Source organism: Rubrivivax rivuli, assembly GCF_004016505.1.
GTDB lineage: Bacteria > Pseudomonadota > Gammaproteobacteria > Burkholderiales > Burkholderiaceae_C > Rubrivivax > Rubrivivax rivuli.
Window position 1 is genome coordinate 196,285 of the sequence record NZ_SACR01000004.1, and the last position, 13,336, is coordinate 209,620.

12 protein-coding genes are annotated in these 13,336 nt (G+C 75.0%); 1 reads left to right on the forward strand and 11 read right to left on the reverse strand.

Going from position 1 to position 13,336, the window contains the following annotated elements:
• Positions 1-68: 68 nt before the first annotated feature.
• Positions 69-2,648, reverse strand: a complete 2,580-nt coding sequence (locus tag EOE66_RS13210) for a hypothetical protein (RefSeq protein WP_128229185.1) — start codon at positions 2,646-2,648, stop codon at positions 69-71.
• A 162-nt stretch (positions 2,649-2,810) separates the two neighbouring features.
• Between EOE66_RS13210 and epsA the strand changes: the two genes are divergently transcribed.
• Complete coding sequence (gene epsA / locus EOE66_RS13215; RefSeq protein WP_128229187.1) at positions 2,811-3,608, forward strand: XrtB/PEP-CTERM-associated transcriptional regulator EpsA; 798 nt, start codon at positions 2,811-2,813, stop codon at positions 3,606-3,608.
• 24 nt (positions 3,609-3,632) lie between these two features.
• On the opposite strand, the gene EOE66_RS13220 is transcribed toward epsA, so the two are convergent.
• From EOE66_RS13220 to EOE66_RS13265, 10 genes are read right to left on the reverse strand one after another with little or no spacing between them, the layout of a single operon-like run.
• Positions 3,633-4,514: a helix-turn-helix transcriptional regulator gene (locus EOE66_RS13220; protein ID WP_128229188.1), complete on the reverse strand. Its 882-nt coding sequence runs from the start codon at positions 4,512-4,514 to the stop codon at positions 3,633-3,635.
• Entirely contained in the window at positions 4,511-5,059 is a 549-nt protein-coding gene (locus tag EOE66_RS13225) for a type II secretion system protein (protein WP_128229189.1), read from the reverse strand. Before EOE66_RS13225 ends, EOE66_RS13220 begins: the two co-directional genes overlap by 4 nt.
• On the reverse strand, positions 5,046-5,453 hold the full coding sequence (locus EOE66_RS13230; RefSeq protein WP_128229191.1) for a type II secretion system protein: 408 nt from the start codon (positions 5,451-5,453) through the stop codon (positions 5,046-5,048). The genes EOE66_RS13225 and EOE66_RS13230 overlap by 14 nt, the downstream gene beginning before the upstream one ends.
• Positions 5,440-5,958: a type II secretion system protein gene (locus EOE66_RS13235; protein WP_245479030.1), complete on the reverse strand. Its 519-nt coding sequence runs from the start codon at positions 5,956-5,958 to the stop codon at positions 5,440-5,442. Before EOE66_RS13235 ends, EOE66_RS13230 begins: the two co-directional genes overlap by 14 nt.
• The gene (locus EOE66_RS13240; protein WP_128229193.1) at positions 5,955-8,033 is read right to left on the reverse strand and encodes a secretin GspD/PilQ domain-containing protein; all 2,079 of its coding nucleotides are present in this window, start codon (positions 8,031-8,033) and stop codon (positions 5,955-5,957) included. The genes EOE66_RS13235 and EOE66_RS13240 overlap by 4 nt, the downstream gene beginning before the upstream one ends.
• Positions 8,034-8,085: 52 nt before the next feature.
• The gene (locus EOE66_RS22380; protein WP_128229194.1) at positions 8,086-8,628 is read right to left on the reverse strand and encodes a hypothetical protein; all 543 of its coding nucleotides are present in this window, start codon (positions 8,626-8,628) and stop codon (positions 8,086-8,088) included.
• Positions 8,625-9,215, reverse strand: coding sequence for a hypothetical protein (locus tag EOE66_RS13250; protein ID WP_128229195.1), 591 nt, complete (start codon positions 9,213-9,215; stop codon positions 8,625-8,627). Before EOE66_RS13250 ends, EOE66_RS22380 begins: the two co-directional genes overlap by 4 nt.
• Positions 9,212-10,621, reverse strand: a complete 1,410-nt coding sequence (locus tag EOE66_RS13255) for a hypothetical protein (protein WP_128229197.1) — start codon at positions 10,619-10,621, stop codon at positions 9,212-9,214. The genes EOE66_RS13250 and EOE66_RS13255 overlap by 4 nt, the downstream gene beginning before the upstream one ends.
• The gene (locus tag EOE66_RS13260; protein WP_128229198.1) at positions 10,614-12,125 is read right to left on the reverse strand and encodes a GspE/PulE family protein; all 1,512 of its coding nucleotides are present in this window, start codon (positions 12,123-12,125) and stop codon (positions 10,614-10,616) included. The genes EOE66_RS13255 and EOE66_RS13260 overlap by 8 nt, the downstream gene beginning before the upstream one ends.
• Before the next feature lie 10 nt (positions 12,126-12,135).
• Entirely contained in the window at positions 12,136-13,332 is a 1,197-nt protein-coding gene (locus tag EOE66_RS13265) for a type II secretion system F family protein (RefSeq protein WP_128229200.1), read from the reverse strand.
• Between the last annotated feature and the right edge of the window lie 4 nt (positions 13,333-13,336).

Here is a 13,336-nt window from a genome sequence, read left to right on the forward strand (position 1 = left end):
CCGCTCTTGTCATCAAGCCGTCACGAAGCGCTGAAGTGCGCGCCACGCGCGGGGGCGGGCCGGCGCGCTCAGCGCAGTTCGATCTGCGTGCCGCGCACGCCGCTGGCGCGCAGCTCGCCCATCTCCTCCAGGCCCAGGATTTCCCAGCGGTGCACGCCGCCCCAGGACGATTCGTCGTTGTGATACAGGAAGCTGCGCCCTTCGTGCCGCACGAGCCAGGGGCTGAAGGCATTGCCGCTGAGCCCGGGCACGGGCTGGCTGTCGCCCTGGGTGCTGGGCCGCCCGAACTGGCCCACGAAGAGCCCGTTGTCCAGGAAGTGCATGAACTGGTTGGCCTGGCCGACGCGGCCGTTGCCCAGATCGGTGTAGAACTCGCCGTGGTAGCCGTAGACCACCTGGCGCCCGCTGACCATGGCGACGTTGCCGCCGTAGTGGATGTTGCTGTCGCTGGCCCGGGTCTGGAAGCTGCCCTTGCCGTCCAGCGGGCCGCTGGGGCTGGCCTGCCAGGCCCAGGTGCCGCTGCCGACGCCGGCGGCGCCCAGGTGGAAGCCTTCGTTGCCGCTCACGCCGGGGTCGAAGCTGATGACCAGGCCCGTGTCGGTCAGCGGCCAGCGGGGACCCATCACGCCAGTGTAGGTGCCCATGCGGTGGAAGGGCGCGCCGCTGCTGCGCGGCAGCGAGGCCAGCACCGTGCCGCTGGCGGCCCAGCGCGGCGAGCCGTCGCTGCCGTGGCCTTCCAGGCGGCGGCGCATGACGTGCTGCCGGTCGCCATCGTCCACGGCCCAGTGCAGGTCGCCGTTGCCTTGCATCACCTCGGCAGTGCGCGTGGCGCTGGCGGGCTGCAGCGTCTGCAGCGGGCGGACGCGCCCGTCGCTGCCCAACTCCACCAACCAGGCCACGCCCCTCACGTTCATCTGCGCGTAGCTGCGCCCGTTGGAAAGGGTGTGCACGGCCGTGAAGCCGCCCCAGTGCAGGTTGGCCGCATGCTCGTCGCGCAGCGAGGCAGGCAGCGCCGGCAACCAGTTGTGCACCAGCCGCCAGGCCGGGCGGCCGTCGGAAGCAGGCTGGGCCGCGACCTCGAACTCCAGGAAGTTGGCGAAGACGCGCTGCGGCCGGGCGGTGTCCACGGCCGCGGTGTAGGAGGCCGGCAGCCAGGCCACGGAAGCCACCACCGCGCCTTCGGGGCTGAAGCGCTGCAGCCGGTTGTTGCAGGTGTCGGCCACCCAGACGTGGCCCTGGCCGTCTACGGCCAGGGCGCTGTGCGCGGTGCCCGCGGCGGCCGTGAAGCACAGGCGGTCGGGCGTGGCCTCGGCCTGGCCTGCCAGGCCCCCGCGCCGGCCGAGGCTGCGGTCGGCCTGGCCGGTGCGCAGGTCGAGGCGACGCACCGCCTGGGCGGCACCGCCTTCGGCCACCCAGAGGCGCGCCGCATCGGCGGGGTCGGCGGCCAGCGCCAGGGGTTGGTCCAGCCCGCCGAAGCGCCCCACTTCGCGCGGGGTGCCGGCGATGTCGGTGTAGCGCAGCACCTCGTTGGCGCCGGTCAGCCAGAGGTCGCCGTCCGCGCCCATGGCCAGCTGGTTGCGCCCCTCGGGCGCCAGCGGTGCGCGCCACTCGGAGAGCAGGGCGCCGCTGAGCTTGTCGTACACCCGCACGCGCTGCTCGGCCGCGTAGGCCACCGCCAGCAGGCGGCCCTGCCGCTGCACGGCCAGCCCGGTGGGCAGGGCCTGGCCTTCGGGGCGGTGGGCGATCACGCTGGGGTAGGTCTGGTCGGGGTAGCAGCGCTGGGTGCCGGCCCAGGCGTTCAGGCACAGGGCCTGGCCCTGCGGGAAGTTCAGCATCTGCCCGTCGGCCAGGCGGCGCGCGAACACGAAACCGGCCTTGCTGATGCCGCCGGTCTGCGCCAGGTACAGGGCCTGGCCGTCGCTGGCCACGAGGCCGATGCCGGTGAACGGGTCGGTGTGCCTGACGGCGGCCTGCACGCGCTGGGGCTCGCTGGTGCGCAGCCCGCTCAGCGAGGACTGGGCCTCGTTGTAGCCCAGCGCGATGTGCAGCTGCTCGCCGTCGGCGGCCAGGCTGGCCGGCGGCTGGAAGGAACGCTGCGGCACCTGGCCCGGGGCGGCCGTGCTGTTGCCCACCACGCCCTGCCACACGTAGCGGACATCGTGGTGCACCACGCGCACCGAGACCTCGGCGGCGCTGGCGATCTGCCCGTCGTCCTGGCGAAGGTCCCACTGGCGCGTGTGGCGCCCGGCTTCCAGGCGTTCGCCGCGCCACAGGGTGCGCAGCAGGCGGCCGTCGGCAGCGAAGATGCCGGCGCTGGTGGTGCGGGCACGGTCGAGCGTGAAGGCGAAGCTCAGCGTGTTCGGCTCGACACTGGCCGCCGGTGGCGGGCCGGTGTCACTGCCTGGCGGGGGCGTTGCGGCCGGGCTGGCATTCGCGGCGGCCACGGTGACTGGCGTGGCTGCGCCCACGCTGGCGGCCCGTGTTTCAGCGCCAGCACCGCCGCCGCCCCCGCCCCCGCCGCAGCCGGCCAGGCAAGCCAGGGCGATCAGGCCGGCGCTCAGCGCCATGGCGGGCCGCGCCGCGGGCCGGCGGCGTGTGGGGACAAGGGCTGCGGCATGGCCGCCGAGTGTGCCTTCGGGCAATGACATGGGGCGCGTTCGGAGCGAGCGCCTGTGCGCGCCCGATGCCCCGGGATATCGGCCCCGGCCTGCCGAACTGATGGCCCGGGCCCCCCGGCCTTGTGCCGTTTGGAACACGCAGGGACCGGGGTATCGAGAGGTCTGTCACAGCGCGCCCCTAGGCTCGGTGCCATGCCGGACCTGCGACTCAACGACCTGCGCCGCCACCAGTTTTCAGAGGTGGTGGAAGGCGCGCTGCGCGTCGATACCCGGCAGCAGTTCTTCAGCTGGCTGCAGGGCCCGGTGCAAGGGCTGGTGCCCCACGAGGTGCTGCTGTGCGGCGTGCGGGGCGCTGCGGGTGCACGGCTGGAACTGCAGCACTTCAGCGCCAGCCGCTACTTCGGCCCCGCGCAGCTGCACGCCCTGGCCGCCGAGGCCGGTGGCCTGGTTCGCGTGCTGATGGGCTCGCCGCGGTGGGCGCACGAGGTGCTGTTCTGCGAAGGATCAGAAGAGCCCGGGGCTGCCGGGCGCGCCGGCGAGCCCTTCGTCGACCCAGGGCCCCTGGCGCGGCTGGTGCGGCACAACGAGCTGAAGAACCTCGCCGCCCGCCTGTTGCCGGCGACGGACGGCGGGCCTGCAGGCTGCTACGCCTTCGGCCGCCTCACGCATGCGCTCGACGCCCGGCTGCAGCACGGCGTGGAACTGGTGGTGCCGCACCTCCACCAGGCCTACATGCGTGTGCTGCACCACGAGCGCGGTGCGGCGCCCGCAGCGCGCCCCGCCGCTGACGGCCTGGTCACGCAGCGGCAGCAGGAGATCCTGTCGCTGGTCAAGCTCGGCAAGACCAACGACGAGATCGCCAGCGTGCTGTCGTGCAGCCCCTGGACCGTGAAGAACCACGTGCAGAACATCCTGCGCCGCCTGGGCACCTCCAGCCGCGCGCACGCCGTGGCGCGCGCCATCAGCCTGGGCATCCTGCAGCCGGATTGAGGCCCGGGCCGTGCCCCGCCGCGCTCAGAGCAGGCCGCGCGACATCGCCATGGCCACCGCGTGGGCGCGGTTGCTCGCGCTGAGCTTGCGCAGGATCTTCTGGATGTGGTTTTTCACCGTCAGCGCGCTGATGCCGAGGTTCAGGCCGATCTCCTGGTTGCTCTGCCCCTCCCGCGCACAGCGCAGGATCTGGCGCTCGCGCTCGGTCAGCGGCTGGCTGGCCGCCGGGGCGGCGGCTGCGATGTCGGGCTGCATCACCGCCTCGGGGCTGCCGCGCTTGCTCAGGATCTCGTTGATCTCCACGTTGCGCCAGGTGGCGTGCAGGTAGGGCATCAGGCGCTCCAGGTGCAGCAGGCTTTCGCCGGCGCGTGCGGCAGAGGCCGGCGCGCCCAGCAGCAGGAAAAGGCTCTCCAGCTCCATGGGCCGCTGCGGGCGCGCCACCCCGTGCAGCAGCCATGGGTTCTTGCCCAGCACCTGCGTCACGCTGGCTGCGGCACCCTGGGCAGCGGCCGGCAGGCGTTCGGGGTCCAGCGCCAGTGCGCGCGCGCCGCCGCGCACCCAGGCCGCGCTCACGGCCTCCAGCAGGCTGCCTTCGTTGTCGGTCAGGGCCTGCAGGGCCGGTGGCGGCAGCACCACGCTCTGGAAGGCCGTGAAGCACAGGCGCCGCTGCGCCCGCGAGTAGGCGCCGCACACCAGCACCTGGTGCGGCAGCAGGGCGCTCAGCGACCCCTGGCTCCAGACGAAGAACTGCGAACGCCGCAGCACCGCGGGCGCGGTCTCCACCAGCCGCACCAGGGCTTCGCTGTCGCGAGCAGACAGGTGCGCGCCCGAGGACGCCCTCTCGTCATCGGGCGGCAGCTGCGCAGGTTTGAGGATCGCTTCGGAAGGCGTGGGCGTGGTGTTCATCGAGGTGCCCTTGGCAGCGGTGATGGCGGTGATGGCGGAGATGGCGGTGATGGCGGCGATGGCCGAGAGGCCGGGGGCGGCGCGGCAGGGCCGGCGGGCACGAAGACCCAGTCGCCCACGGTCTGCAGGCGGCCCGCCGCGCCTTCGCGCAGCGCGGCCGCGGGCAGCCTGCGCAGGGCCGGCCTGGCGCTGCGGCTGTGCAGGGCCACGATGCGGCCGGCGCTGTCGCGTTGCAGCACCCAGTCGGCCCGGCCCGTGAAGGGGTCGGTGTACAGCCGCCGCAGGTGGTGCGCGGGCGCGGCTTGGCGCGGGTCTTCCAGCAGCTCGGCCAGCGTGGCGGGCGCGCCGGGCTGCCCCGGCGGCGTGTGGTCGCGGTAGGCGCCCAGGGCCTGGCTGAATTCGCGCCCGCGGAACAGCAGCTCGGCTTCCTGCTCGCGCTGCTGCGCCAGGCTCCAGTGCTGGCCAACGGCTGCCAGCCCGGCGCCCATCGCAGCCAGCACGAAGAGCAGCAGCAGGTAGCTGAAGCCGCGTTCACCACTCGGCATACAGCCCTCCATCGCGCGAGCGGCCGGCGGCACCGCTGCGCACGTCGGCCACCGGCCCCGTGAGCACCGCGTCGGGCGGCGGCGCCACCAGCACCCAGCCGTCCTTGCGCCCGGTGAGCGGGTCTTCCGGCACGCTGCGCAGGTAGCGTGCGTCCACCAATTCCTGCAGGCTGCCGGGGTAGCGGCCGCGGTCGGCGGCATAGCGGTCGATGGCGTCGCGCAGCGTGGCCAGCGAACTGCGCAGCGTCGTCTCGCGCGCACGCTCCACGCTGTTGAAGTAGCGCGGCGCGGCAATGCTCACGAGCAGCGCGACGATGGCCATCACGACGATCAGCTCGATCAGCGTGAAGCCGCGCCGGTGCGCGCGGGCGGGCCTGGCTTCACCACTGCGCATAGCGGCTGCCATCCAGCGCGGCCAGGGCGCTGCGCGAGTACACGTCGAAGACATCGGCGCCAGGCTGGGGGGCGTCGGGCGGGCTGGTGCTGGCGCGCAGGCCCCAGCTCTCGTGCGCGGGCAGCGCGGGGTCGGCGAAGGGGTCGCGCGGCAGGCGGCGCAACAGGTACAGCCGCTGCGCGCTGCTGGGCTGGCCCTGCGCGTCGAGCACCGGCACGCCCTGCACCAGGCTCTGCAGGTTGGGCGGGTAGGGCGTGCCCCCGGGGCCGGCGGCCACGCGGCGCTGCAGCACGGCGCTGCGGTGCTCGTCGATGGCGCCGCGGATCTCGCGCAGCGCCTGCCGCAAGGCGGCTTCCTGCGCGCGGCGCAGCGCCAGTTCCTGCAGCGGCTGCGCGGCCATCACCAGCACCCCCAATAAGGCCAGCACCACGATCATCTCGATGAGCGTGAAGCCCCGGCTGCGTGCAGGGCCGGGCGGCTGCTTCCGTGCGGGCCCGGGCTTCACCGTGCGGTGCCTTCGGTGTCGATCTGGGTGACCGCCTCGCCCGCCACCGGCGCATCGGCCTGGGCCTGCACCACCACGCGCTGCCCGGCGGCGGCCGGCAGCACCCGCAGCACGAAGGCGGCCTCGCTCTGCGGCGCCATCGAGAAGGGCAGGCGGCCCGGCGCCGCCCCGGGCGCGGCGCTGGTGCCCTGCAGCTGGTTGGCGTCGTAGACCAGCTCGCCGCGTGCCACCTGGCCGCTGCGGTTGTGCAGCGTCACCGACAGCGTGCCGCCCACTGCGGCGCGCTCGCTGGCGGCCAGCACCAGCGCGGCGGGCGCGGCATCGGGCGCGTTCTGCGTGGTGGCGGCGCGTGCAGCGCCGCGGCCCCCGCCCACGCCGGCCCGGGCCTGTTCCGCCAGGCGCAGCGGGGCGGCCCCCGGCTGGCTCTCCGTGCCCGAAGGCTGCGTGGCCGCGGCCCCGGTGGGCGCCTGCAGGTTGCGCACGATGCGCGGCGTGATGAGCATGACGATCTCGGACTTGGAGCGTTGATCGCGCTGCACGCCGAACAGCGCGCCCAGCAGCGGCATGCGCGAGACGCCGGGCAGGCCCACCACGTTCTGCCGGTCCTGGTCGTTGATCAGCCCGGCCAGCACCTGCGTCTGGCCGTCCTTCAGGCGCAGCGAGGTGGTGGTGATGCGCGTGCCCACCTCGTAGGCTTTGGCCGCGGAGCCCGCAGGCCCGTCCACCTCGCGCAGCAGGTTGCTGACCTCCAGCGCCACCTTGATGGTCACTTCGCCATCGAGCTGCACGCTGGGCTCGACGTCCAGCTTCAGGCCGACGTCGAGGTAGCTCACGCTGGCAGAGACGCCCGCGTTGGCGACGGCCGCGGTGGTGAACACCGGCAGCCGCTCGCCGATCTGCACCTTGGCCTTCTCGCGGTTGCGCGCGCGGATGGTGGGGTTGGCCAGCAGCCGCGCGCTGCCGCTGGCGCTGCGCAGGGTGGCGGCCAGCGCCGGGTTGGCGACCAGCCCGCGGAAGCCCGTGCCCCCCAGCGGCGTGCTCAGCGGCACCGTGGCCCCGCCGCCCGGCACGCCCAGGCTCAGCGTGGTGGGCCAGTTCAGGCCCAGCTCGTCGAGCCGGTCGGCCGAGACCTCCAGCACCTCCACCGCCAGCATCACCTCGGGCTCAGCGAGGTCGATGGTGGCCAGCAGGCGCTCGATCTGGTCCACCACCTCGGGCGTGTCGCGCACCACCAGCGCGTTCAGGCGCTCGTCCACGTGCAGGTCGCGCGTCTTGGTCATGGTGCGCACCAGGGCCTGGGCCTGCTTCACGTCGGCATTCACGAGGTAGAGGCTGCGCGTGATGAGCTCCTGGTGCTCACGCTGCTTGGCCGCCGTGTTCGGGTAGACCAGCACGGTCTGCGCGTTCAGCAGCTTGCGGTCGAGCTGCTGCGTGGCCAGGATGACGCGCATGGCCTCGTCCAGGCTGAGCTGGCGCAGGAAGACGGTGATGCGCGTGTCGCTGCGCACGTCCTTGTCGAAGACGAAATTCACGCCGCTGCTGCGCGCCAGGGCCTCGAAGACCTGGCGCAGCGTGGCATCGCGGAACTCCAGGTTCACGGTCTTCTGGAAGGCCGGGCCCAGTTGGGAGGCGCCGGGGGCGGCCGCCGCGCCCGCAACGGCCTGCGGCGCCGGCAAGGCCGCCAGGCGCTGCTGCGCTGCCTGGGCCTGGGCCACGGCCTCGGCCAGGGCGAGCACACGCGGGTGCCGCGGCAGCAGGCGCTGGGCGCGTGCCAGCAGCGCGGCGGCTTCGTCCTGCCGGGCCATGCCCAGCGCCAGTTCGGCCTGGGCGGCCAGTTGCATCACCACGCGCTCGCGCTGGCGCTCGTGCGCGGTGCGCAGGGCCGGGTCGGCGGGGCGGCCCGCGAGCTCGCCGTCCAGCAGGGCCAGGGCCTCCTCGTAGCGGCCGTCCTGGGCCAGGCGCTCGGCTTCGTCCACCACCGTGGCGCAGGCGCACAGCAGGGCCAGGGGCAGCAGCCACAGCAGCCGGTGGCGCAGGCGGGCGGGCTGCGGGAAGAATGGGGTTTCGGCGTGCATGGGGCTCGGTGGGGGCGGGCGGTGGGCCAGGGGGCGGGGCGCTTCGGTGGCGTCAGGGGCGGGCCGGCAGCGCGATGGCGGCACCGGTGGCCAGCCAGGTCAGCTGCAGCTGGCCATCGCGCAGGCCGTCGACGCGCCAACCGGTGGCCAGGCTCTCGCCCGGCGACACCGGCCACAGGCCCTGCGCATCGGCCAGGAAGAAGCGCTGCCGGCCGTCTTCCTCGATCTGGCCTATCCACTGGTAGGGCGGGGCGGGCGGCGGCGCCGGGCTCTCCGGCAGCGGCGCCACCGGGGCCGGCCGTGCCGGCGCCGGGCGCGGGGCGGGGCGCCATGCAGCCAGCGCTGCGGGGCTGGGCGCGGGCCAGCGCTCGGCCGATGCGGCGGGCGCTGGCGCCTCGGCGCCGAGGCGGGCCATGGGGACGGCGGCTGCGGGCGCCGGGGTGGCACGTGCGGCCGTGCTGGGGCGCACGGACGTGGTGTCCTCGTCCGGCAGCGCGGCCACCAGGGCGGTGAGCAGTGCCGCTGCACCGAGGGCCCACCGCAGGGCCGGCCTCATGGTCGGCATCGTGGCCGGCATCGTGGTCGGGGCCTTCATGGCGGGGGAGCCTTGGCGGGGCCCGGGGCCGCCTCGGTCGCCCCGGCCGACCTGGGCGCCGGGTGATGCAGCAGCGACCACTGCAACTCGAAGCGCAGCACGGGTGTGTCGGCATCGTCGCGCTGCAGGCGCAAGCGGTCCAGCGCCAGGGCGGGGTCGGCGGCCAGCGCCCGTTCGACGAAGCGGCGTATGTCACCGTAGGCGCCGCTGCCGACCATCGACACCTGCCAGTGCTGCGCGGCGTCGAGCTGCTGGCGTACCTGCAGCAGCTGCAGCCCCTGCCGGCGGGCCAGCAGGTCCAGCGCCGCGGCCCGGCGCGGCGAGGCCGCCGCGTCGGGCCAGGGCCAGTGCGGCAACGTTTCCGCCTTTGCGGCCTGCTGGCGTTCGTGCTGGCGCACCGCCTCGCGCACCGCCTCATCGACGGCCTGTGCCTGGGCGGCGCGGTGCCGGGCCCTGGCGGCCTCGGCCTCGGCCCGCCAGCGCGGTGCGGCCCAGGCGGCCAGCAGCACGGCCAGGGCCAGCAGCACCAGCCCGGCGGCCGCCGGGGCGGCGTCGGGCCGGTGATGGAAGGTGCGCAGCCGCGTCATGGCGACCGTGCCCGCAAGCGGGCCAGGATCTCGAAGCTCAGGCCGCCGGCGGCCGGCGCCGTGCCGCGTGCGGCGGTGGGCCCGGGCGCTGCGCCTGGCGCGGGCGCGTCCTGGGCCTCCAGCCGGGCCACCAGCACGGTCTGCCAGTGCGGCTGCAGGCGCAGCGCGTCGGCCGCGCGCTGCACCGAGCCGGGCTCGGCGGCCAGCCCCTGCAGCCGCAGCTCGCCGGTGGCGCCGTGCTCCATCGAGAGCCAACGCAGCCCGGCCACCGCCGGCAGCTCCGAGGCCAGGAAGGCCGCCGCCCACGGGTGCGCACGGCGCCGCTGCAGCTCGTTCAGCAGCGTGCCGAGGGCCGCCTCCGCGGCGGGAGGCGCGGCCTCTCGGGCTGCCGTGCGGCTGCCGCCCGGAGCCGCCTCGCCCATCCCCCGTGCAGCGGCAAGCGAAGGCCGCGCCTGCGCCTCGGCGCGGGCCTGCCACGAAGCCTGCGCCTCCAGGGCCGAGACGGCCAGCACCCCGGCGCAGGTGGCCAGCCACAGCCAGGCCAGCAGGCTGGCGCGGGGCCTGGGCTGCAGGAAGTCGCCCGCCCCGGGCCGGGCCGGCAGCGCCAGGCTGCGGGCATCGGGCAGCACGCGGGCCGGGCGCAAGGCGGCCGGCCAGGGGGCATCGAGGGCCGGCTCGGCGCCCCACCACAGCAGCGTGTGGGTGCTGCCCGGGGCTGCCTCGTCCATCAGGCGTTTCAGGCTGGCGCCCACCGGCCCCGGCAGGCGCCGGCGCTGCAGGCCCTGGAGGCGGCCCGCCCGCAGCAGCACCTGCGTCAGCACCGGGGGCGCCGTGGAGGCCATGGCAGAAGCCGCCAGCGGCGCTTCCACCAGCCAGCAGGTGTGCAGCGCCTGTGCGCGCCCGGCTTCCAGCAAGGCCTGGTGCAGCAGTTGCGGCCACAGCGGCAACACGGCGTGCAGCCTCACGCCCTGCGCCGCCGCTTCGGCCTGCAGGGCTGCGAGCGGCACCTCGCGCAGCGCGCTCACGCCCGCGGCGTGCTGCAGCCCCCAGGGCCACAGCGCCCAGTCTTGCGCGGCTTCGCCGTGGTAATGCTGCAGCACGCGCCGGGCCCAGGCGCTGCGGGCCGCTGGCGCCTGCAGCGTGGGCTCGTCGTCGGCCACCAGGTCCACCAGCACATCGGCGCCGGCCCACAGGGTGCAGGCCTGGCCGGGGTGCTGCGCACACCAGGCGGCGAACGAGGCGTGCCACACCGGCGTGCCCGACAGCGACCACAGGCCCTGCGCCGTGAGCAGCAGCGGGGCGCTGCTGGCGTGCGCCGCGCCGCTGGCGCGGGCCCACGCCGCGCCGAGGCCCTGCCATCGGCCGGGGCCGGCCGCGGCGCCAGGAAGGGCCGTGGTTTCAGTCATCGGCCACCACCCGGTCGAGTTCCTCGAAGCTGGTGTCGCCCGAGGCCACCAGGGCCAAGGCGCAAGCCCGCAGGCGCTGCATGCCGCGTTCACGCGCGGCCTGCTTGATGCGCTGCATCGGGGCGCGCGCGGCGATGAGGTCGCGCAGCTCGTCGTCCAGCACCAGCACCTCGGCAACGGCCAGCCGGCCGCGGTAGCCGGTGTGGCGGCACGCCGGGCAACCCACGGCCCGGCGTGGGTGCGCCTGGGCGCCCCAGTCGCTTTGCTGCAGTTGCAGCGCCTGGGCGGGGTTGGGCTCGGCGGGCGCGGCGCAGTGGCTGCACAGCCGCCGCACCAGGCGCTGTGCCACCACGGCGTTCAGCGCCGAGACCACGTTGTAGAGGTCCAGGCCCATGTGCATGAAGCGGCCGATCACGTCGAAGGCGTGGTTGGCGTGCACGGTGCTGAAGACGAGGTGGCCGGTCAGCGCCGCCTGCACCGCGATCTGCGCGGTTTCGGTGTCGCGGATCTCGCCCACCAGCACGCGGTCGGGGTCGTGGCGCAGGATGGAGCGCAGGCCGCGCGCGAAGCTCAGGCCCTTGCGTTCGTTCACCGGCACCTGCACCACCCCGGCGAGCTCGTACTCCACCGGGTCTTCGATGGTGATGATCTTCTCGCCGCCCTGGTGGATTTCGGTGATGGCGGCGTACAGCGTCGTCGTCTTGCCGCTGCCGGTGGGCCCGGTGACCAGCAGCATGCCGTGCGGCTGGCGCGCCAGCTGGCGGATGAGCGCACAGCGCTCGGGCGGGAAGCCCAGCGAGGCCAGCGTCAGCCCCTCGCGCCCCTGCTGCACGGCCGCGCGGTCGAGCACCCGCACGACGGCGTCTTCCCCGTGCACGCTGGGCATGATGGAGACGCGGAAGTCGATGTCGCGGCCCTGCGCCCTGCGCCTGAAGCGGCCGTCCTGGGGCAGGCGGCGTTCACCGATGTCGAGCTCGGCCATCACCTTCAGCCGCGACACCATCTGTTCGGCCAGCGCCGGGCCCTCCACGCGCCGCATCGGCTGCATCACGCCGTCCAGGCGGATGCGCACTTCGGCACCGTGCGGGCCGGTCTCGATGTGCACGTCGCTGGCGCCGTCCTTCAGCGCGTCGTAGAGCACCGCGTCCAGCAGGCGCACGGCCGGGCTGGCGGCTTGCGCCATGCCGGCCAGGGTGAGCTCTGGCGTGCCGTCGTCGCCCGTGCTGCCGGTGGCCGTGGGGGCCACGGTGTCCAGGGCCCGGCCCTCGGCCTGCGCGTGAGCCAGCCAGGCCTCGACCACGGCCGCGTCGCAGCGCTGCCAGCGCAGGGCCTCGGCCAGGCGCAGCTCCAGCGCTTCCAGCAGCAGCGGGTCGGCGTCGCGGTCGGCCAGCAGCGCGGCCTCGCCCAGCGCGTTGCGGCCCAGCACGGCGCGGTGCCGTGCGGCCTCCACGGGCGGCCAGCCTTCGAAATCGGGCTGCCAGGCGCGACCCTCGGCGGCGTTCATGCGGCCCCCTTCATTGCACGCGCTCCATCAGCGAGAAGATGGGCAGGTACATCAGCACCACGATGCCGCCGATCACCACGCCCATCACGAGCATCAGCGCCGGGTTGACCGCGCGCACCACCAGTTCGGACAGGCGCGCGATCTCGTCGTCGTGGAAACGCGCCGCGCGTTCCAGCATCAGGGCCAGTTCGCCGCTGCCTTCGCCCACGCGCAGCATCCGCAGCGCCACGGGCGTGGCCAGGCCCTGGGCCTGCAGCGCCTGCGAGAGCCGCTGGCCCTGGGCCACCGTGGCCTGCGCGGCGGCCAAGGCCGGCTGCAGCGGGCCGGCCAGGGCCCCTTGCAGCAGCTGCAAGGAAGCCGGCACGGGCACGCCCGCGCGCAGCAGCAGCGCCAGGCCGCGGTAGAAGCGGGCCAGCACCACCACGCGCCACCGCGCGCCGATGCCGGGCAGCCGCCAGGCGATGCCGGCGGCGCGCTGCCGCAGAGGTGGCCAGCGCCAGGCAGCGAAAGCCAGCAGGGGCAGGGCGGCCATCAAGGCCCCGCTTGCCGCCGGGTGGGCCGCCGCCCACACGCCGAAATGGATGAGCTGCACCGAGGCCGCCGGCAGATCGTTGCCCAGGGCATCGAACACCCCGGCGAAGCGGGGCAGCACGTACAGCAGCAGGAAGCCGATGACGCCCAGGCCGGCGCCCAGCAGCAGCAGCGGGTAGATGCAGGCGGCCACGAGCTTGGCGCGCAGCTCTTCGGTCCAGCGCAGGTAGGCGGCATGCGCTTCCAGCGCCGGCGCCAGCTGGCCGCTGCGTTCGCTGGCCGCCACCACGGCCACGAAGAGCGGGTCGAAGGCCTCCGGCACGCGGCCCAGCGCGGTGCTCACGGGCAGGCCTTCGCGCAGCGCCTCGCACACCCGGGGCAGGGCGCCGCGACCGGCAGCGGGGCCTTCGCGTTCGCTCAAGGTCTCCAGGGCTTCCAGCACCGGGATGCCTGATTGCAGCAGCAAGGCCAGCTCCTGGCTGAACAGCCGCAGGTTCAGCGCCCTGGGCCGCCGCGGGCGCCGCAGCGCGCCGGGCCCCTGCGCGGGCTCCACGCTGAGCACGGCTGCGGGCGGCAGGCCCAGGGCCTGTGCCACGGCGGCCGGGCTGGCGGCCTGCACACGCAGCGGCCGGCCCGAGGGCGGCATGCGCGCAACGCGAACCAGGTATTCCGGCATGACC